The sequence below is a fragment of the Niastella vici genome, assembly GCF_002077945.1.
Lineage (GTDB): Bacteria > Bacteroidota > Bacteroidia > Chitinophagales > Chitinophagaceae > Niastella > Niastella vici.
The window spans coordinates 1-20,844 of the sequence record NZ_LVYD01000057.1 but is presented as its reverse complement, the minus strand read 5'-3'; the positions used below and the strand labels follow the sequence as shown (position 1 = coordinate 20,844).

Genomic DNA, 20,844 nt, shown 5'->3' with positions numbered 1-20,844 from the left:
CTTATGCAAAAATTCCTTCTTCTTTTAGTTGTTCTTATCTCATGTGTGATTGTAACCAGTGCACAGGAAGCAAAACAGGAGCAGCCGGCAAAAAAAGGCTGTTCCTGTTCTTTCAGCGCTATTATTCAGGGTGGTATATTGCATGGTAGCCGGGGCGGTTATTTTCAGGCCCAGATCATTAATGGTATACGATATAAGACCTGGTTTGCCGGTCTGGGAGCGGGGCTTGATTTCTATTACCGGCCGGGCATTCCGTTGTTTGTAGATATTCGAAAGAATATATTAGATAACCCCGGTGCCTTGTTCCTGTACGTAGATGCAGGCGTTCATTTACCTGTTAAAAGAAACGAAAAAATAAATGCCTGGACGCAGAACGAGTATAGTAATAGTTTTTATGGCGATGGGGGCGTTGGGTATGCTTTTGGTTTTCATTCAAAGGTGCACTGGGTATTTAGCACCGGTTATAGTTATAAAGAGGGATCCTATAAAGTCATAAATCCAGGCAGTGGTTGTACAGGCCCAACCTGCGGTGAACTTTATTATAACTACAAAAAATATTTCCACCGGCTAACGGTAAAACTGGGGTTTCAGTTTTAAGCTATTTGTGTTGAAGGAATTTTACGTTGCGTTGTATGCCCTGGTATTTAGCCCGCTTCAGCGGGGAATGCCTGAATATTTGTTTGAACGCTTCTTCGGTCAGTGATTCCCATTCTTTGGTAGTGAAATTCAGGATCTCGGGTATGGGAGCAAACCCCGCTTCGCGCGTGGGTTGGGAAAAGCGGTTCCAGGGACAAACATCCTGGCATACGTCACAGCCGAACATCCAGTCGGCAAATTGTCCCTTTTTATCATCGGGCAGCAACAGGTCTTTTAATTCAATGGTATAATAGGAGATGCACTGGCTGCCGTTGATCACTTTGCCTTCCGAAATGGCGCCGGTAGGGCAGGCTTCAATACAGCGGCGGCAACTGCCGCAATAATCCTTTGCGATAGGGTCATCGTATTCCAGTTCAAGATCAACGATGAGGGTGGCAATAAAGAAGAAGGAACCCTGTTGCCGGGTTATCAGGTTGCCGTTCTTCCCGATCCAGCCCAGGCCGCTGCGGTGCGCCCAGCTGCGTTCGAGCACCGGTGCTGAGTCAACGAAACCGCGTCCCTGTACTTCGCCAATATGCTCATTAATGAGGGCCAGCAGGGCATGCAGCTTCTTTTTGATCACTTCATGGTAATCTTTTCCCCAGGCATATTTTGAAATTTTGGGCGTGCCCGCCTGCTGAGATTGTTGCGGAAAATAATTCAGTAATACGGTGATCACCGATTTTGCGCCGGGTACCAGTTTGGAAGGATCGATGCGCAGGTCGAAATAATTTTCCATGTACTGCATATTGCCATGTAATCCTTTCTTCAGCCATTGCTCAAGGCGCCGGGCTTCCTCATCCAGTTGCTGTGCCCGGGCTATGCCGCAAAAATCGAACCCCAGCTCGCGCACAAAACTCTTTATTTGTTGGGTATGGTATGAAGTGTTCGACAAATTTAAAAATGGTTGATATGCTGATGGCTATTTGGCTTCGAGGTGCAATTTATGAAAGAACCGGTGAATGGCCGGCGCCAGTATCACGCCTATATTGGTAATAAAAACCACCCCGCTGAACAAAGCATAGAACGAGGAGAACCAAATGCCTGTATCGCATAAATTGGGTAATACCGGGCCCATACCTGATAACAGCATGGCTGAGTTATGAAAAGCATCGAGCCAGCGAATGTTTGCGCAGGTACTGTGAAATCCTACAACACCTATCAACAAACAAAGAGCCATGATAAAAAGGGCCACTATCAAATTTTTTAAGATCCTTTGATAGAACACTTTCCTGGGCGCCAGTGGTTGTTTTTTGTGTTCGTACATCTTTAAAAAGAGGATTATTGATTTAGTGTGCGGTATTCATCGGTTGAATATGAGGACTGTTCCTGTATACGGAAATTTTTGCGGAAACCCGATGGGGTAAGCTGTTTCAGTTTCAGGAACTGTTTGTTGAAGTTTGCCAGGGTATTGAAACCACTTTCATAGCTGATCTCCAATACCGTTTTTTGCGTATCGATGAGCAGTTTGCAGGCATGACCAATACGCACTTCATTCAAAAAATCGACATAGGTCTTCTTCGTACATTTTTTAAAATAACTGCAAAAAGCAGGCACGCTCATTCCGGCTGTTGAAGCAACATCGTTGAGGGCAATGGGTTCCTGAAAATTATCAATGGTAAACTGGAATATTCTGTCGATGCGGTCCTTGTTCTTTGCATGAAAGGTCTTTACTTCCTGTGTACTCACCGTTTCGTATTCATGGGTGGTGGCTATCAACTGTAAACATTCGCACAACCTTATAATGCGCGCAAATCCCTGTAAATGTTCCAGCTCAATTAACAGCGACTTTAATTGCTGCCGCGCAGCGCCCTGTACATTCAACCCCTGCATGGCCACGGTAAACAGTTTGAGAATGCTTTTGCTTTCGGGCAATTGCATAAAACCGGGTCCCCAGAAGTCATCGGTGAACTGAACCACCACGGCGGCGGTGACCAGGTCTTTATGGGCTTTCTGAAAGGTATGGGGCAGGTTGCTGCCCAAAAAGAACACATCGTCGGTCCTGAACTCGCCTATATAATTACCGATAAAGGCGGTGCCTTCCCCTTCAAGGAACAGGATGAGCTCATATTCAATGTGTTGATGCCAGGGCACTTCAAAATGCGGCGTGCGGTAGGTACGCGCCACAAAAGAAGTATTTTGCGAAAGCGGTAATTTTTCAACTATTGGTTTCATGACTGCGGGTGAAAAGAACACTATATTAAGCAAAAATAAACATATAACATCTCGATTATATTAAAATAGTTTAGGTTTTCGAAAATAAAGTGGTAGGCTATATTAGTAATTTCTGATAATTTCGAGTCTTCGATAAAGGTTTTTGGTTAACAGGGCAGCAGGTGTAGGGTGTAGAATCAGACATCTCGAAGCTTGCTGCCTTTTCTGAATCTGCAAATCACATTTCTCAACCTTAGAATACTGTAATTCAGCTGCCATATGCTACTTCTTGGAATTGATGTAGGCACGTCCTCTATTAAAGTATCCGTAGTAGACGCCCAAACACAACAGTGCAAAGCTTCTGCCCAATTTCCCGAATCAGAGTCGCCCATTATATCGCCTCAACCCGGTTGGGCCGAACAATCGCCCGAAATGTGGTGGGAACATGTTCAGCAGGCTATTCAAAAGGCCCATGCCAGCAAGGCCTATAACCCGGCTGATATTGGCGCCATCGGTATTTCGTACCAGATGCACGGATTGGTAATGGTTGATGCAAACCAACAGTCTTTACGTAATTCTATTATATGGTGCGATAGCCGGGCCGTTGAAATTGGCGATAAAGCATTTAAAGCTATTGGCAAAAAGACCAGTTTGGGTCATTTGTTGAATTCTCCCGGAAACTTTACCGCGTCGAAACTGGCGTGGGTAAAGAATGAAGAGCCTGATACTTATAAAAAGGCTGTAAAGATCATGCTGCCCGGTGATTTCATTGCCATGAAAATGACGGGCGAGATCACTACCAGCATCTCAGCTTTGTCGGAAGGCATTTTCTGGGATTTCAAAAAAGACCGCATCAGCAAAGATGTGATGGAATATTTTGATTTTGATGAAAAGCTGATCCCCGCTGTGCAGGATGTATTCAGTGACCATGGCCGCCTGAAAGAAAGCGTGGCTACAGCGCTGTCGTTACCCGCTGGCATACCGGTAACTTATAAAGCAGGCGACCAGCCTAATAATGCATTATCGCTGAATGTGCTGGAACCGGGCGAAGTAGCCGCCACAGCCGGAACATCGGGCGTTATTTATGGCGTAAGCGATGAACTTACCTGCGATCCCGAATCACGCGTGAACACGTTTGCGCATGTTAATTATACCAATGATGAAAAGCGGTTGGGCGTGCTGTTATGTATAAACGGCACCGGCATATTGAACCGCTGGGTAAAAAATATTTTCACGCCGGCCATCAGCTATTCGCAAATGAACAGTGAGGCAGCCAAAGTGCCTGTTGGCGCTGATGGATTACGGGTATTACCTTTTGGGAATGGCGCCGAGCGCATGTTGAATAACCAGATCATTGGCGTGCATTTTCATCATATTGATCTGAACCTGCATTCTCAGGCGCATTTATTCCGCGCAGCCCAGGAAGGCATTGCCTGCGCATTCCGGTACGGACTGGATATTATGCGTGAGAATGGCATGAACCCGCAGGTGATAAGGGCCGGTAAGGCCAACCTGTTCCTCAGCGAGCTGTTTATAGAAGCGTTTGTGAACACCACCCACGTTCCTGTTGAATTATACAACTGCGATGGCAGTGTAGGCGCCGCAATTGGTGCAGGTATTGGCGCAGGCGTATATAAAACACCGAAAGAAGCATTCACCCAGGCAAAACCACTCACAGTCATTGAGCCCACGAAGAAGAAAGAGTACAAGGCTGTGTATGAAGAATGGAAGGAGCTATTGGATAATGTGCTGGATAAATAGAAAATAATCTCAAGTAAATAACAAACAACGCATATGAAAATCATTACTGGCGACAAGGAATTCTTTAAAGGTATTGGTTCCATTAAGTATGAAGGCGTGGAGAGCGATAACCCACTGGCCTTTAAATGGTATGATGAAAACAAGGTAGTAGCTGGCAAAACCATGAAAGAGCATTTACGTTTTGCTGTTTGCTACTGGCACACGTTCTGCAACACCGGCGCCGATCCGTTTGGCCCCGGTACAAAACATTTTGCCTGGGATGCGGCCGGCGATGCCGTACAACGCGCAAAAGATAAAATGGATGCCGCGTTTGAGTTCATTACCAAACTGGGTGTTCCTTACTATTGCTTTCACGATATTGACCTGGTTGATGAAGGCGCTAACTTAAAGGAATATGAAAGCCGCCTGCAAACCATCGTTGATTACGCCAAACAAAAACAAAGTGCCAGCGGTGTAAAGTTGTTGTGGGGAACCGCTAACGTGTTCTCGAACCCCCGTTATATGAACGGCGCCTCTACCAACCCCGATTTTGCTGCTGTAGCCTATGCCGGCACGCAGGTTAAAAATGCACTGGATGCTACCATTGCACTGGGTGGTGAAAATTATGTGTTCTGGGGCGGCCGCGAAGGTTATATGAGCCTGCTGAACACCAATATGAAACGCGAGCTCGATCACCTGGCCCAGTTCCTGACCATGGCCCGTGATTATGCCCGCAAACAAGGCTTTAAAGGCGTGTTCTTTATTGAACCCAAACCCTGTGAGCCTACCAAGCACCAATACGATTATGACAGCGCTACCGTGATCGGTTTCTTACGCCATTACGGGCTCGATAAAGACTTTAAACTGAATATTGAAGTAAACCACGCTACACTGGCCGGACATACCTTCCAGCACGAATTACAGGTGGCTGCCGATGCAGGTATGCTGGGCAGCATCGATGCCAACCGCGGTGATGACCAGAACGGCTGGGATACCGACCAGTTCCCCATCGATCTGAATGAGCTGGTTGAAAGCATGCTCATCATTCTCGAAGGCGGTGGCTTTGCAGGTGGTGGCGTGAACTTCGATGCCAAAACACGCCGTAACTCAACTGACCTCGAAGATATCTTTATGGCACATATCGGCGGTATGGACACTTTTGCCCGTGCACTGGTGATCGCCGATAAAATAATGCAGAAATCGCCTTACCTGAAATTCCGCAAAGACCGTTATGCTTCTTTCGACAGCGGTAAAGGAAAAGAGTTTGAAACCGGTTTATTGAAGCTGGAAGACCTGCGCGAGTTTGCGCTCTCGAACGGCGAACCCAAACAAACCAGCGGTAAGCAGGAGTGGCTGGAGAATATTATCAATCAGTATATCTAGTAGATAGCTGAGTTAAGAGATAAATGAAACATAGAGGAGAAAAGAATAAGAGGCAGGAGGTAAGAAGTAAGAGGTAGGAAGTTGGAAGTAAAGAATTTAGAGATTTCGGGATTTAGAGATTTTGAGATTTATCGGAAAGTTCAAACCGGAGCAAATCACAAGATCTCTAAATCTCAAAATCAGAAATTACTTCTTACTTCCTACTTCATTTTAAGGACACTCCATTTATCCATCATCCATTGATTAAACCTTGCAAAACGATTGTTACAAACACTAAACTAAAACTTGCCATATGCATTTTCTTGGTCCAATCGATTGGCTATTCATAGGCCTGTACATGGCTGTGATCGCAGCCGTCTCCATCTGGTCAATTAAAAAAGCAAAAGACTCACCGTCTGATTATTTTTTGGCTAACCGTAACCTGGGCTGGTTTGTGATCGGCGCCTCCATTCTGGCCTCAAACGTAGGGTCTGAACATATTGTGGGTTTGGCCGGCACCGCCGCCAACACCGGGGTAGTGATGGGGCATTATGAATTGCATTCCTGGATCATCCTTACGTTGGGCTGGGTATTTGTGCCTTTCTATATGCGCAGCATGGTGTATACCATGCCCGAGTTCCTCGAAAAGCGTTTCAATGCAAAAGCAAGATGGTTATTATCCATCATTCAGCTTATAAGCTATGTTATTGCCAAGGCAGCTGTAACCATTTATGCAGGCGCCCTGGTATTTAATTCCCTGTTGGGTATCGACTTCTGGACGGGCGCCATCATCCTGGTTGTAGTCACCGGCGTGTATACGATCTTCGGTGGCTTGCATGCGGTAATGTATACCGAAGCCATTCAGGCCATCGTGTTGTTATTGGGTTCTGCTGTGCTGTTGTTTATTGGCCTCGATAAAGTAGGGGGCTGGGGAACGTTGATGAGTTCATTGCCCAAGGAAAAATTAAATATGTTTCATCCGCTATCTGACCCTGATTTTCCCTGGGCCGGTATCTTGTTTGCCTCGCCCATTGTGGGGTTATGGTACTGGTGCACCGACCAGCATATTGTGCAACGTTGTTTGGCTGCCCGCAATGAGAAAGAGGCGAGAAGAGGAACTATTTTTGCCGCCTATTTAAAGCTGCTTCCTTTCTTTATATTCATGATCCCCGGTTTAATTGCCTTCGTGTTGCATCAGCAGGGTAAATTAGTGTTGAACGATACCGATACGGCATTTCCCACACTGGTAAAAGAGATCATGCCTGTGGGGCTCAGGGGGCTGCTGGCCGGTGGTTTGCTGGCTGCATTAATGAGCTCGCTGGCTTCTGTATATAATGCCTGTTCAACCTTATTCACCATGGATATTTACCAGAAAGTAAAACCGCATGCCAGTAACCACGAACTGGTGCGGGTTGGCCGTATTGCCACCGGTATTGTGGTGCTGCTGGGCATGATATGGATTCCGTTGATGAAAAATATCTCGGCAGGATTGTATGGTTATTTGCAAAGCGTACAATCGTATCTGGCGCCGCCTATTGCAGCCGCATTTTTGCTGGGTGTTTTTTCAAAACGCATCAATGCAAAAGGCGCCTTTACCGCGATGGTAGTGGGCTTTATAATTGGTATACTGAAGCTGACATTTGAAATATTGAAAGGCCAGCTTTCAGGCGTATTGTACGATTTTGCCACCATGAACTTCTTATATTTCTGTATTGCCTTATTCGTATTCTCGATAGTGCTGATGATCGTAGTGAGCCTGGCTTCAGAAAAGCCCGACGAAGCAAACATAAAAGGGTTGACGTTTGCTACTACAGTGGCCGAGGATAAAAAAGCTTCGCGCGCAAGCTGGAACCGGAAAGATGTGATATTGACGTTCGTGGTGTTGGTGTTTATTATTGCCGCCTTTATGTACTTCTCGCCATTGGGAATTGCGAAATAACTTGTGTTTATTTAACGAAACATAGTGTGAGGCCATTCGTCTGCGGGCGGATGGCTTTTTTATTACCAGTTGTGTTTGGCGATGATGATACAGGTGTATGACTGGTATTTACCGCCTTCGCCATCGCATTTTACAAAGCCGATGCCGATATCGGCCAGGGAGGCGTCCCATTCGCCAATACCCAGTAAATGATCGCGGTGGCCTTTGGCTGCATCTCCATTATCGATGATCAATGATTTAACAGCTTCAACGCCTGAATCATGACCCGATCCCAGCGATTCAAAGAAATTCTCCTTTTTATCTTTTAGCCAGTCGGTATTCAGCGTATAACCGCTTTGGTTTACGAGATAGTTGATGCCAACGCCTTCGGGGCTCACATGGTTAAAGTAGTTGCGTTTGGCCATATCAAGCGCTTTGGCTTCGGCCACCCTGGCCAGGGTATCGTTCCAGCGCAAAGGCGTTTTGGTGATCTTTAATTGGGCGTTGAGGTGTAGCTCCTTATAATACTGATCGGGATTGCTTCTTATGGTATTCAACAACAGGAAAGCCTGCTGCGCTTCCTCTTTAACTATAAATGGGTTGTTATTGTACAGGAATGACAATAAAAGCATTACCACGGGAACCATGTAGGAAATAACTTTCATAAGAGTACGGTCTTGATTACGGAATTACGGAATTACGGAATATATCTGCTCTACTAAATATAAGGATATCCGGCCGGTTTTGCAATACCCGGAACAGGGGGATACATGGATTTAACAATAGTGGTTGTTAATAGCGATAGGATATTGAACTGGAATCGGTTACCGGTTCTTGAGTTATTATGTTATTAAGTTATTGGTTCGCTTGTCAGGGATTAACTGATGAACTTACGAACTAATAAACTCAATAACTATTTCTCATGGTACAACCCTTCTTCGCCCGTGGCAAGTGATTGAATGGTAATATCATTATTGCTCCCTAACAGATCGCCCGAGGTCATTACCACAACCGCAACGGGCAGGTCGCTTTTCAGAATGGTATCACCGTGAAAACTAAAGGTCTTGTTATCAAACTGCAGTTTATCGCCAATGCGGTACCCGCCTCCGTATAACCACTGGTGGTCTTTTATATGATCAGGGCTTAATGTAGTGCAGCAGATCAATAGTGGAATGGAAAGCACGGTTAGTACGGTTCCTGTTTTCATAAGTATAGAAGTTTGGTTAAAAAAATATAAGCAAGAACCGGGCCGGTTGGTTTATGGTTTCCGGCGGGTGCGTCAGTGGGTATGCGCACCGGCGACACGGTTCGTCAACGCAGGCGCCTAAGTGAAAGCTACTTACCGGCCCGAATAAATTCCTACCTGAATTAAGTGATTTTGCGTATTTGGAATATTTGTAATGTCAGCTCACTCCCGGGGGCAACTAATTGTGATTATTTTTCGGGCAGCATAAAGAAACAGATGATACTTCAACGATAAAGAGCTGGGTATTGCATAACGAATAAGGACTGATGATGAACATGGGCGTTCCGGTGGGTTCCGGGATGCCCTTTTTTTATAACAAAAGCTTCAATGAATAATGTGATATTCCTTATTCATTGAAGCTTCTTTTATTGTAATAACTCCCCCTTTCAGGGCTGGGCTTACTTACAGCCGCCGCCTACAACATCATCAACGGCGCTCTTGAACTGCATCATGATCTCCTTTTTTTGTTCGCCCAGTAAGGTCTTCACAAACAGGATCGCAGCATAATTGCGGCACTTGTCAACATAGGGCCAGGTGCCAAACAATCCCGGGCAGCTTACCACGGTGCTTTTTCCGCTGGCGTCTTCTTCCTGTATCCATTCTCCCAAACCATAATGCAGGCCCTCGGCCACTTTCGGCGTGTATTTCACCGGCAGGTTGGTGAACTGCGGTGTTTGCATTTCTTCAATGGCTTTGGCGCTCAGGATCTGTTTGCCTTCAAACATACCCTTGTTAAGGATCATCGATAAAAAGTTCATATAGTCATTGGCGGTACTGCGGGCTCCGCCTGCAGGGTTGGGCCCATTGCCATTATCATTCGCAAAAGTGGTTGAGCGCATTTTAAGCGGTCTGAATAACTTCTCTACGATCAACCGCTCGAAAGATTTTTTACTGATCACTTCCAGTATCCGTCCGACTATGTTGGGGCCAAAGGAGCCGTAATGGAATTCCTTACCCGGATTGTTAGAGATCTCTTTAGCGGCAATAGCATTCACCTCTTCTTCCAGTGTTGCGTATTTGCTGCGTTGCAGGATCTTCAGCAAACTGCCTTTATCATTTTCAATACCGGTGGTATGGGCCAGGCATTGGCGAATGGTTACATAACCCTTCATGTAACTATTCATAATGGGCAGGTATTTGCCAATCTGGTCATCGAGTTTCAGTTTACCTTCATCAACAAACATCATTACCAGCGCGGCTGTTAACCATTTGCTGCAACTGGCAATGGGCGCCTGGGTTTTGGCATTGAACTCACCCAACTCTTTGGAATGAATGATCTTCCCATCTTTATATACCAGGGCTACCACATCGTTACCCAGCAGTTTCTGGTTTTTCTGCAACATGGCATCCAACTGGCTGAAATCGGTTTGGGAATAGGACAACTGAAAGAATAACAGGAGTACGGTTAAAAAACTGCAACTGAGGCAGAAGGGACTGGTTTTTAATGACATAAATGCATGAATTTTGGCCTGGATTATGATTTGCAGGTAAAATAAAACAATTTGAAAAAGATACCCCGGGTTGAACCGGGTTTGATCTTTGTACGTTCAGTAAAAAGAAAGGGTTGGTGAAACCCCTTCGAAATTACCGGAACTGCATTCAATTATCTAATTATCACATTAAACATATGAACTTAGGAAATTTTACCATTAAGGCAGCGGAGGCGTTTCAACAGGCGCAACAATTGGCGTTTAATTCACAAAGCCCCAATATTGAAACGGAGCATGTGTTAAAGGCTTTGCTCGACCAGGAAGATTCGCCGGTTGAATATTTATTAAAGAAAAATAATGTGACCCTGAATCTCCTGGAGAACAAATTACAGGAGTCAATTAATAAACTGCCCAAAACCAGTGGCGATGCGGCGCAAATGGTTAGCCGGGAAACGAACAACGTGATCCTCAGAGCCGGCGCCACCCTCAAAGAGTTCGGTGATGAGTTCATTACCCCCGAACACTTGCTGCTGGCCGTTGTACAGGGCAATGATTCTACCGCACGTTTACTGAAAGAGGCCGGTTTAAGTGAAAAAGGCCTGGTGGCCGCCATTAAGGAGTTACGTAAGGGTGGAACCGTACAGTCGCAAACCCAGGAAACCCAGTTCAATGCCCTGAATAAATATGCCCGCAACCTGAACGACCTGGCCCGCCGCGGCAAGTTGGACCCGGTAATTGGCCGCGATGAAGAGATCCGCAGAACGCTGCACATCTTGAGCCGCCGTACCAAGAACAACCCGATACTGGTAGGGGAGCCGGGCGTAGGTAAAACGGCTATTGCCGAAGGTATTGCGCACCGTATTGTAAATGGCGACGTACCCGAGAACCTGAAGTCAAAAGTTATATATGCGCTGGATATGGGACAACTGATCGCCGGCGCAAAGTATAAAGGGGAGTTTGAGGAAAGGCTGAAAGGCGTAGTGAAGGAAGTAACCGATAGCAATGGCGAGATCGTGTTATTTATTGATGAGATCCATACCCTGGTAGGGGCCGGTGGCGGCGAAGGCGCCATGGATGCCGCGAACATTCTGAAACCCGCGCTGGCGCGTGGTGAGCTGCGGGCCATTGGTGCCACTACCTTAAATGAATACCAGAAATTCTTTGAAAAAGATAAAGCCCTTGAACGCAGGTTCCAGAAAGTAATGATAGATGAACCATCGGTTGAGGATGCAATATCAATTCTGCGTGGTTTGAAAGACCGTTACGAAACGCACCACCATGTGCGTATTAAAGATGAAGCCATTATTGCGGCGGTGGAATTATCGTCGCGGTATATAACCGACCGGTTCCTGCCCGATAAAGCCATTGACCTCATTGATGAGGCTGCGGCAAAATTGCGGCTCGAGATGAATTCAATGCCCGAAGAGCTGGATAATCTGATACGGCAAATACGTCAGCTGGAGATTGAACGCGAGGCTATTAAACGGGAGAATGATGAAGATAAACTCAGGGCATTGAATACCGAGATCGCCAACCTGAGTGTTGAACGCGATACATTGAAAGCAAAATGGCAGGAAGAAAAAGACCTGGTTGATAAAGTGCAGGAAGCAAAGGCAAAGGTAGAGCAGCTGAAGATACAGGCCGAACAGGCAGAAAGGAATGGCGATTATGGCATGGTTGCTGAAATACGCTATGGCAAGATAAAAGAACAGGAACAATTGATCAACGAGTATTCAAAGCAGCTGAATGCCATCAGTGAGAACAAACGGTTGATGAAAGAAGAAGTGGATGCAGAAGATATTGCCGAAACAATAGCAAAATCTACCGGTATTCCTGTGAGCCGCATGTTGCAGAGTGATAAGGAGAAATTGTTGAACCTCGAAGAAAAGCTGCACGAGCGGGTGGTAGGACAGGATGAAGCGATCACAGCCGTAGCTGATGCTATTCGCAGAAGCAGGGCGGGATTGCATGATCCCAGAAAGCCGATCGGTTCATTTATTTTTCTGGGAACTACCGGTGTGGGTAAAACCGAGCTGGCAAAGGCCCTCGCCGATTACCTTTTTGATGATGAAAGTATGATGACCCGTATTGATATGAGCGAATACCAGGAAAAGCATACCGTAAGCCGTTTGGTTGGTGCGCCTCCGGGTTATGTGGGGTATGAAGAAGGCGGGCAACTTACCGAAGCAGTTCGACGTAAACCATATAGTGTGGTGCTGCTCGATGAAATAGAAAAAGCGCATCCCGATGTATGGAATGTATTGTTGCAGGTACTTGATGATGGCCGCCTCACCGATGCCAAAGGCCGGGTGGTGAATTTCAAGAACACCATCATCATTATGACCAGCAATATTGGTAGCCATCTTATTCAGGAGGCGTTTGAAGATGTAAAAGAACAGGATGTGGAGAAGGCTACTGAGCGGGCTAAAGTAGAAGTGATGAACCTGCTGCGGCAAACCATCAGGCCCGAATTCCTGAACAGGGTCGATGAAGTGATCATGTTCCAGCCATTGCTGAAAAAGGATATTGTGGGTATTGTGCAAATACAGTTGAACCACCTCAAAAAGCAGGTGGAAGCCAATGGCATCGACCTTCGGTTCAGCAATTATGCCCTGGAATACCTGGCCGAGCAGGGATTCGATATACAGTTTGGCGCCCGGCCGTTGAAACGGCTGATCCAGAAGGAGATCGTGAATCCGCTGAGTAAAAAGATCCTGGCGGCCGATATCGATAGATCAACGCCGGTAATGGTCGACGTATTTGATGGGGTAGTGGTGTTCAGGAATGAAGCGCCGGAAAAAGTGAAATAAGCTACCCCGGTTGAAGTATGCAATAATTCGTTAAAAGAATGAAAACTACGGTAGCTCAAAAACCATATTGACAGTAGTATGTTATTAATTTAATAGTGAGTGAGAGAAAACATGTGAGCAAAAAGCCTGTCAGATCGAAATTACGGGGCATTGGATTTTGGGGAAGATCTGACAGGCTTTATATGAAAGATCAAAAGGTTGGTTAAAGATAGTTTTTGAACCAGGGCCACTCTGCTACCAGTAGAGCGGCCCTTTTTTAATCAATTCGTTACAGTTTTTAAAAAGCAGTAGTAAAGAGGAGTACGTATGCCAATAAAAAATGACAAGAACAAGGAGATCATTTCTACAAAAGGGATTTGGACCGGCGACGCTGGAGCGCCGGTGAGCCTGGTTTTATATGGCGATTACGAGAGTGATGAATGTGCCAAAGTGCACCGGGTAATTGTAAAGCTGCTCGAATCGCATGGGAAGAAGATCAGGTTCAATTTCCGTCATTTCCCGATGACCCAGATACACCAGCATGCACATAAAGCGGCAGAAGCGGCTGTTGCCGCCGCCCAGGAAGGCAAGTTCTGGGAAATGCATAACCTGTTGTATGCGCATAATCGCCGCCTGGGCAGCATTAGTTTACGGGAGTATGCCCGGGAAGCTGGTGTCATCAGCAAGAATTTTTTGCCCGACCTGGTTGAAAGTAAGTACGGCTGGACGGTAAGGACCGATTTGCTGGAAGCGCTTGACAAAGGCGTTCGGTCGGTACCTACCTTGTTCATTAACGACCGCGAGTATCATGGAAGGCTTAGCCAACCCGAACTGGCAAAGGCCATTGAGGAAGAGTGCCATAGTGCAAAACGTAAAAGGGCCTAAGTGTTGGGAGCGGGATTGTTCTTATGTTGGCGGTCTTTTGTGAAGCCGGTACTGAGCGGAGTCGAAGGATCGAAGGGCCGAAAGGCCGATGGTTTTAAAGTCTAACAGAGGTGTTGTTTTTACAACACCTTTTTTTGTGAGCGAAGGGTGCGCGAGAAATGGTGCTGGATGCACCCGGATGGGCGATATATGTAGACAGGCTGTAGAGTTATTGCCTGGAGATGGTAGGGATATGCTCTGGGTATTGTCTGGCGCGTACTAGGGTCCCTGTAGGTTCTCTGGAAAATACCGGTATAGTACCCCGGCCATCAGGCTGCCAGTTTCTGACAATGCGGCTACCATTACGCAACCATCTGCGCCAGCTTTCCATCAATGTAGCATGTAACTGGCGCCCACCCCCAGCCTGATCCCCTTTTACCCCCTAAGCACCCTGAACGGAGCCGAAGGACCCCAAAAACGCCATGTCGGGGCATAATTTTAAAAAAAAAATTAAAATATTTTTTCAGGGTTCTTGATTTTAAGAATCCTTACTAAAAAGCAATAAAATTTTCGAAATAATAGGGGTGAAAATAAATAATGTGAATAATTTATTGTTCGAACTGGCGTTTTGAGGCTTAAACAATCGATTGCCTATTTAAAACACATACATGTATTTAATTTTAATATTACGTTTGAGAGGCCTCTTTGGCGCCTTTATACCTGCTAACGCTTGTTATTTTCAATAGAAAAAAGAAACTTTGGTTATCAATTAAAATTATAACGATTGCCTGTTCATAGATGCTCCCCCGCCAGGGAGCTTTTTTTATGCCTAAAAAGAAAGAAGGCAGTGTAGAAACACCGCCCTGAATGAATGAATGATTGCTTGCCATATGAAAAACAGCAGTTACGGGTGGAGTCGAACCACCGTAGGAGGGTTTGCCGGCCTCTGCCTCGCCACTCGGCCACGTAACTCGTGAACTTATTTTAATTGTCGCGCCAATAAACCCATCGCAGGTACCAGGTTCTTATATCTTCAAAATACCAGGTGAACAGGATAGCTGCCGCCGGTATCAGCAACAGGTTATACCGCCAGGATGAATATGCGATCATAACCCCGATGGTAACGGTCAGCAGTCGCAAAAATTCAAGATGTACCACCCATTGCTTTTGTTCCATGATGGCCCCGCAATTGATCAGCGTAAGCAATAAGGCAATAGTGATCAGTACCTGTTGATGCAGGGGCAGATAGCTGTCAAATAGAATGAACACAAACAGTAATACAATGCTCAGTGCGATCTGCCATATTACGTAACGGTTCAGGGGCTTATTGACCGGGATATCATTCTTGCGTACCAGCAGCCTTGCTTCGGCCTGTTCGCGAAATTGGGGGTCAAGCAGATCGGGTTTACCGAAAATCAGTTTCACTTTATTCCCAAAGCCCGGTGTTTTGCGGGCAGCCAGCAGCAGTTCCGCAATGAAGTGAAAATGCTGCCATAAAAAACTATAGCTTTTCAGCGGATGCGTTAATCCATATTTTATAGCAACTCCATCTTCTTCCTTTTGAAAAGTACCGAACAGTTTATCCCAGATAATGAACACATCGCCATAATTTTTATCGAGGTACTTTTCGTTGCTGGCATGGTGAACGCGATGGTGCGAAGGCGTTACCAGCATGTATTCCAGAATACCCAGTTTGCCTATCAGCTGGGTATGTATAAAGAAAGGGTACAGCCCGTGCACCAGCAAAATACTGGTGATCATAGATGCCGGAAAACCCAGTAGTGGCAGTACCGCCCAGAACCCGGTGCGTACAAAAGCCTGGAATACGGTGATACGGGCCGATACCGTATAATTGAAATCTTCACTTTGGTGATGCACTACATGCACGGCCCAGAACAGGTTGATCACATGCGCCAGCCGGTGGTACCAGTACCAGAGAAAATCGGTGCACAGCAGCAACACGATCCACAACAATATGCCCGGTTTAATAGTGAATAACCCGAACTTTTTCTGCAACCAGTCATAAATGAAAAAGAACAACCCCGTTACCCATACATCCAGCAGCCGCTCTGCAATTCCTACGCTGATGTTTGCAATAGAATGATGCAGATTAAAAACGGGCTTTTTTTTCTGCCGGGCAATGAAAAATTCAAGCGCCATGAACACTACAAAAAAAGGGACTGCCAGTGCAAGCAGATTCAATTTCATAACCGGTAAAGATTGGTGCGGATAATTACTTTATTGTTTTGGGTCGAGTTTTATAAGTTGATATTGTGATGCATCGGTAATGCGGATCTTCTTTTGTTTATATACTGGATGTTCAATTACAAGTGTTACCGGAAGGTCCTGCCAGGTTGAAATGGTAAAAGCCCCTTTATTGTTCGATAACGCTTCTTCTTCGCCCGATGTAATATAGATATATACATTCTCTATATACTTATCGGTGGCGCTGTTCCTGACCGCTCCTGTTATTGTATGCGGGCGTTCAGGATATATTTCTGATGTATGCAAAATAAAGGCTGGCAACGCAATCAGCCAGCTGTTGCGATGAGTGCGATTCATGCGACAATATTTTTAATAGTTGAAGAAAATGGTATAGCTGCCTGCTAATACCTTATCAACATCGGGCTTTTGAATAGTATAGTTGCATGGTGGTGTAATTCATCACAATGATACAGCAAATTATTAAGTCTACAAAAAAGGTGGACTAAAAAAGTATAAAAACAGGGCTTATTGCAAAAGGGTTAGACTGCCCGTTTTACAGAAGGTTTAATGGGGTTGTAGTTAATTTTTAGTGAAACGGGGTGAATTTTATCAGTGAAACTGCGTGTACGTATATAGGATGATTGCGTTGGGTCGTTAACAACATTTAAAGTTGTTTGTTTTCAATACACAGGCATGAAAATTGTTAAAGTTTTCGTGAAATGTTTTTGATTAAACACAACTAAATACGCAAGTATGAAATCAATGGGAAACCTGTTTAAGTATGTAATGGTTGTTGCCGTGGGAGCAATCATTTTTTTTGCCTGCTCTAAAGAAAAATCTTCCGACAATTCATCTGTGCCTTCAGGTAAGCAAAGTTTGAACCTTTATCTTACTGACGGACCAACTGATTTTTTCGACAAAGTGCTGATCGATATTAAATCAGTAAAGGTATTGGTTGATACCTGTGACAGAAGCCGCAGACGCCAGGACAATTGGGACAGCACCAAGAAATGCTTTGTTTGGGATTCACTGGCGGTAAAACCCGGTGTATATGATCTGCTGTCATTGCGTAATGGTATCGATACCCTGCTGGGTAGCGGTATTGTAACAGACGGCACTATCCGAAAAATTGTTATTACGCTTGGAACCAACAACTCAATTGTAAAGGATAGCGTTTCTTATCCGCTGAACCTGCTGAATAACCAAACTACCATCACTATCAGATTGTTTGGTAATGAGTGGGACAATTTCCAGAGCGGTCACTACAGGCTGTGGCTTGATTTTGATTGTGGCCGGTCAATTGTTCGCCTGCGCGATGGCGCGTTCTACCTGGCGCCGTTTATCAAGGCTTTCATTATTAAAGAATCGGGTGCGGTGAAAGGTATCGTTAAGCCAAATGATGCCTATCCGATCATCTCTGTTTACAATGCAACCGATACGGCTTATGCCTTCCCATGGCGCGATGGCCAGTTCAAAGTACGCGGGCTCAATTCAGGCACTTATTCTGTATTCGTAAATGCCGGCAATGGTTACAAGGATACAACCATCAGCAATGTATCGGTAACTGTAGGCAAGGAAACAGATCTTGGCACAATTACCCTGCATAAATAAGTTAAACACGAAAAACCCATACAAACCCTGGCAACTTTGTTTGCCGGGGTTTTTTTTATGGGCAAATATGGGCCCCAAAGGCGAGAAGTCCAGGATGAATGCGGGCCCAGAAGTGGGAAGATCATAGCGAATGATGAATGTGAGCGGCCCATGGTGAATTGTGAATGTGGGCCCAGAGGTAAGAGGTTCATGGCGAATAATGAATATGGGCCCAGAGATAAGAGGTTCATGGCAAATAATGAAAGTTGGCCCAGAAGTGAGCGGCCCATGGTGAATGGTGAATGCGGGCCCAGAGGTAAGACGTTCATGGCGAATAATGAATATGGGCCCAGAGATAAGAGGTTCATGGCAAATAATGAAAGTTGGCCCAGAAGTGAGAGGCCCATGGTGAATTGTGTATGCGGGCCCATAGGTAAGAGGTCCAGGGCAAATAATAAATGTAGGCCCAGAGGGGCGGGGCAGAACCTGGCTGACCGCAAATTCCGGGCAGGCTGATCCTCCTCAGTGGCTTCTCCCAATTCTTTCCTAACTTTGCGGGCCTTATGCTGCTTTATAAAGAATTTACCTTTGATTCAGCCCATTTTTTACCTAATGTGCCAGATGGGCATAAGTGTAAAAACATTCATGGTCATACCTACCGTTTGCGCGTTTGGCTGAAAGGCAAACCCGATCCTCAACTGGGTTGGATCATTGATTTCGCAGAACTTAAAAAGATCATCAAACCGGTGGTAACCCAGCTCGATCATAAATTAATGAACGATCTGCCCGGTTTGCAAAACCCTACCTGCGAACTGATCGCTGTATGGATTTGGGACCAACTGAAGCCATCGCTGCCCGCCATGCACCGCATTGAGTTGCATGAAACGCCTACCTCGGGTGTCATCTATGAGGGTGAATAGAACGTGTTGATGTCGCAACAATATGAAGTAAGAAATAGGAAGTAAGAAGTATGACAAAGGCCGGAATATTCTGGTTCTTCTTACTTCATACCTCGTACTTCATACTTCGTGCCTCACGCCTCGTGCTTGCTGAAAAAGTTGTCGAGCGAAATGGGCCCGCCTCCTTCGATCAGGAAAAATATCAGCAACAGCAATACGATAAATGCAAATGGCAGCTCAAAAGCACCAAAAGCATCCCGCTGTGTATTGATGAAAATAATGGCGCCCATCAAAATGGGAATATTCAGCAATGCGGCCCACCGGGTGAGCAGGCCAATGATCATCAGAAAACCTCCCAGCAGGTGCGACCAGGTTATAAAAATTACCAGCCAGTCGGAGCGGTTGGCAACCAGGCTGCCTTTTACCAGTTCTTCCAACGTAGCCGTATTTACCAAAAAGAAGATGCCTTTAAAAAAGAGACAGATCCCTAATGCTACCCGCAACACAATGAGCCAACGGGGATGGTGTGTAAGGCTCCACTGCTGAATTTGTTGAAGCGTACCCATGGCATAACATTTAAAATTTGAAAAATGCTAATGGGTAAACCGTTAACCTATTAACTGGTTGACCCAGTAACTGCCCCGGCCTTTGCCTAAGCTTATTAACGTTCTATAAAGTTACACCTGTTTTAACCATAACAGGCCGGTCATAACATTAATTTATATACTGTGAAAGACTTGCTAAATCACATGGCTGCTAAAATATATTCACATGTAATGCGTTGTTAGCAAATTACCCGATCTTTACCCCTTCCGTAGTGCAACTTATGAATTCACCCAAACGGCCAAGGCCTTCTGTTAAAAAATCAAAAACCATGAAGAAATCTGCCCTAATCTGGACAGGCGCATTATTCGTACTCTCCGCTTCCACTTTATCATTCAGTATGTGTAAACCTGGTGTCGCCAAAGGACAAACAGGCCTGCCCGGAGATAGTGGGAAGATCGCGGCAAAAAATGATACCGACGCTACAAGACCTTCATTGCCACCACTGGATACCGCTTTATTTCTTGCTAAACTGCAACAGAACGCCAATGGCGACTCTTCTGGCAAATGGCCGGTAAAAGGGGCTTATCCAAACGCAGGCGCTCTATTGCCATTTAAACGCATTGTAGCCTATTATGGAAATTTCTATTCAAAGAAAATGGGCGTACTGGGTGAATATTCCGAGGATGTGGTCATTGAAAAATTAAAAGGAGAAATAAAAAAATGGCAGGCGGCCGATACTTCCATGGAAGTGATCCCTGCTATTCATTATATCGCAGTAACAGCACAGGGCAGTCCCGGCGACGCTGGCAAATACCGCCTGCGTATGGGGCCTGCACAGATCGACAAGGCCATCAATATGGCCAAAAAAATGAATGCGTTGGTATTCATTGATGTACAGGTTGCTTTAAGTACACTGGAAGAAGAGATCCCTATGCTGGAAAAATACCTGAAGATGCCGAATGTGCATTTGGGTATTGACCCCGAATTCTCCATGAAAACGGGTAAAAAGCCAGGTACGGTGATCGGCACCATGGATGCCACCGACATTAACTGGACATCCAACTACCTCACCAAACTGGTAAAGGCCAATAACCTGCCGCCCAAGATCCTGGTGGTGCACCGCTTTACACAGGGTATGGTGACAAACTATAAGCAGATCAAATTACAGCCTGAAGTTCAGATCGTTATGGATATGGATGGCTGGGGACACCAGGCTCGTAAATTCAACACCTACAAACAGTTCGTTTACAAAGAGCCGGTACAGTTCACCGGTTTCAAACTGTTTTATAAGAACGATCTGCGCGAAGCAAAAAGCCATGTGTTAACGCCGGCTGAAGTGCTGAAATTAAAACCGCAACCGATCTATATTCAGTATCAGTAAGAAAGTTATTATGAATAAAAAATGGCCCCCAACTGAAGTCGGGGGCCATTTTTTATTTTGGTGCGCCCGGCACGGGCGCAAACT

The 20,844-nt window shown here is 45.6% G+C and carries 19 protein-coding genes and 1 tRNA gene; 9 read left to right on the top strand and 11 right to left on the bottom strand.

Annotation, left to right across the window (positions count from 1 at the left end; genetic code table 11):
* Positions 1–3: 3 nt before the first annotated feature.
* Positions 4–597, top strand: a complete 594-nt coding sequence (locus A3860_RS23680) for a hypothetical protein (protein ID WP_143774237.1) — start codon at positions 4–6, stop codon at positions 595–597.
* 1 nt (position 598) lies between these two features.
* Here A3860_RS23680 and queG read toward each other — a convergent pair whose 3' ends face one another.
* From queG to A3860_RS23665, 3 genes are read right to left on the bottom strand one after another with little or no spacing between them, the layout of a single operon-like run.
* Positions 599–1,531: a tRNA epoxyqueuosine(34) reductase QueG gene (gene queG / locus A3860_RS23675; protein ID WP_081150644.1), complete on the bottom strand. Its 933-nt coding sequence runs from the start codon at positions 1,529–1,531 to the stop codon at positions 599–601.
* 27 nt (positions 1,532–1,558) lie between these two features.
* Complete coding sequence (locus A3860_RS23670; protein WP_081150642.1) at positions 1,559–1,903, bottom strand: hypothetical protein; 345 nt, start codon at positions 1,901–1,903, stop codon at positions 1,559–1,561.
* A 14-nt stretch (positions 1,904–1,917) separates the two neighbouring features.
* Complete coding sequence (locus A3860_RS23665) at positions 1,918–2,811, bottom strand: AraC family transcriptional regulator (protein ID WP_081150640.1); 894 nt, start codon at positions 2,809–2,811, stop codon at positions 1,918–1,920.
* Positions 2,812–3,069: 258 nt separating this feature from the next.
* Between A3860_RS23665 and A3860_RS23660 the strand changes: the two genes are divergently transcribed.
* The 3 genes from A3860_RS23660 (at position 3,070) to A3860_RS23650 (ending at position 7,831) form a co-directional block, all read left to right on the top strand.
* A complete protein-coding gene (locus A3860_RS23660; RefSeq protein WP_081150638.1) occupies positions 3,070–4,551 on the top strand; it encodes a xylulokinase in 1,482 nt (493 codons plus the stop codon).
* A 33-nt stretch (positions 4,552–4,584) separates the two neighbouring features.
* Positions 4,585–5,913, top strand: coding sequence for a xylose isomerase (gene xylA, locus A3860_RS23655; protein WP_081150636.1), 1,329 nt, complete (start codon positions 4,585–4,587; stop codon positions 5,911–5,913).
* Between the two features lie 292 nt (positions 5,914–6,205).
* The gene (locus tag A3860_RS23650) at positions 6,206–7,831 is read left to right on the top strand and encodes a sodium:solute symporter (RefSeq protein WP_081150634.1); all 1,626 of its coding nucleotides are present in this window, start codon (positions 6,206–6,208) and stop codon (positions 7,829–7,831) included.
* 62 nt (positions 7,832–7,893) lie between these two features.
* Here the strand turns inward: A3860_RS23650 and A3860_RS23645 are convergent, their stop codons facing one another.
* The 3 genes from A3860_RS23645 to A3860_RS23635 form a co-directional block, all read right to left on the bottom strand.
* Positions 7,894–8,475, bottom strand: a complete 582-nt coding sequence (locus tag A3860_RS23645) for a CAP domain-containing protein (RefSeq protein WP_081150632.1) — start codon at positions 8,473–8,475, stop codon at positions 7,894–7,896.
* A gap of 248 nt (positions 8,476–8,723) precedes the next feature.
* Positions 8,724–9,017 carry a hypothetical protein gene (locus tag A3860_RS23640; RefSeq protein WP_081150630.1) on the bottom strand — a complete coding sequence of 98 codons (294 nt, stop codon included), beginning with the start codon at positions 9,015–9,017 and terminating at the stop codon, positions 8,724–8,726.
* A gap of 437 nt (positions 9,018–9,454) precedes the next feature.
* Entirely contained in the window at positions 9,455–10,507 is a 1,053-nt protein-coding gene (locus A3860_RS23635; protein WP_081150628.1) for a serine hydrolase domain-containing protein, read from the bottom strand.
* Between the two features lie 176 nt (positions 10,508–10,683).
* Here A3860_RS23635 and clpB point away from each other — a divergent pair, with 176 nt between their 5' ends.
* Both clpB and A3860_RS23625 read left to right on the top strand, forming a co-directional pair.
* On the top strand, positions 10,684–13,296 hold the full coding sequence (gene clpB / locus A3860_RS23630; protein WP_081150626.1) for an ATP-dependent chaperone ClpB: 2,613 nt from the start codon (positions 10,684–10,686) through the stop codon (positions 13,294–13,296).
* A 306-nt stretch (positions 13,297–13,602) separates the two neighbouring features.
* On the top strand, positions 13,603–14,160 hold the full coding sequence (locus tag A3860_RS23625) for a DsbA family protein (protein WP_081150624.1): 558 nt from the start codon (positions 13,603–13,605) through the stop codon (positions 14,158–14,160).
* A 665-nt stretch (positions 14,161–14,825) separates the two neighbouring features.
* Here A3860_RS23625 and A3860_RS23620 read toward each other — a convergent pair.
* The 4 genes from A3860_RS23620 to A3860_RS23605 form a co-directional block, all read right to left on the bottom strand.
* Positions 14,826–15,029, bottom strand: coding sequence for a hypothetical protein (locus A3860_RS23620; RefSeq protein WP_081150622.1), 204 nt, complete (start codon positions 15,027–15,029; stop codon positions 14,826–14,828).
* 11 nt (positions 15,030–15,040) lie between these two features.
* Positions 15,041–15,111: transfer RNA gene (locus A3860_RS23615), tRNA-Cys, on the bottom strand.
* 12 nt (positions 15,112–15,123) lie between these two features.
* On the bottom strand, positions 15,124–16,347 hold the full coding sequence (locus A3860_RS23610; RefSeq protein ID WP_081150620.1) for a sterol desaturase family protein: 1,224 nt from the start codon (positions 16,345–16,347) through the stop codon (positions 15,124–15,126).
* Positions 16,348–16,377: 30 nt separating this feature from the next.
* Entirely contained in the window at positions 16,378–16,701 is a 324-nt protein-coding gene (locus A3860_RS23605) for a carboxypeptidase-like regulatory domain-containing protein (RefSeq protein WP_081150618.1), read from the bottom strand.
* A 396-nt stretch (positions 16,702–17,097) separates the two neighbouring features.
* Between A3860_RS23605 and A3860_RS23600 the strand changes: the two genes are divergently transcribed.
* Positions 17,098–17,955: a DUF4382 domain-containing protein gene (locus tag A3860_RS23600; RefSeq protein WP_081150616.1), complete on the top strand. Its 858-nt coding sequence runs from the start codon at positions 17,098–17,100 to the stop codon at positions 17,953–17,955.
* A 542-nt stretch (positions 17,956–18,497) separates the two neighbouring features.
* Complete coding sequence (gene queD / locus A3860_RS23590; protein WP_081150612.1) at positions 18,498–18,854, top strand: 6-carboxytetrahydropterin synthase QueD; 357 nt, start codon at positions 18,498–18,500, stop codon at positions 18,852–18,854.
* A gap of 113 nt (positions 18,855–18,967) precedes the next feature.
* On the opposite strand, the gene A3860_RS23585 is transcribed toward queD, so the two are convergent.
* Positions 18,968–19,399 carry a DoxX family protein gene (locus A3860_RS23585; RefSeq protein ID WP_081150610.1) on the bottom strand — a complete coding sequence of 144 codons (432 nt, stop codon included), beginning with the start codon at positions 19,397–19,399 and terminating at the stop codon, positions 18,968–18,970.
* A 308-nt stretch (positions 19,400–19,707) separates the two neighbouring features.
* Here A3860_RS23585 and A3860_RS23580 point away from each other — a divergent pair, with 308 nt between their 5' ends.
* A complete protein-coding gene (locus A3860_RS23580) occupies positions 19,708–20,760 on the top strand; it encodes a hypothetical protein (RefSeq protein WP_081150816.1) in 1,053 nt (350 codons plus the stop codon).
* Positions 20,761–20,844 lie beyond the last annotated feature (84 nt).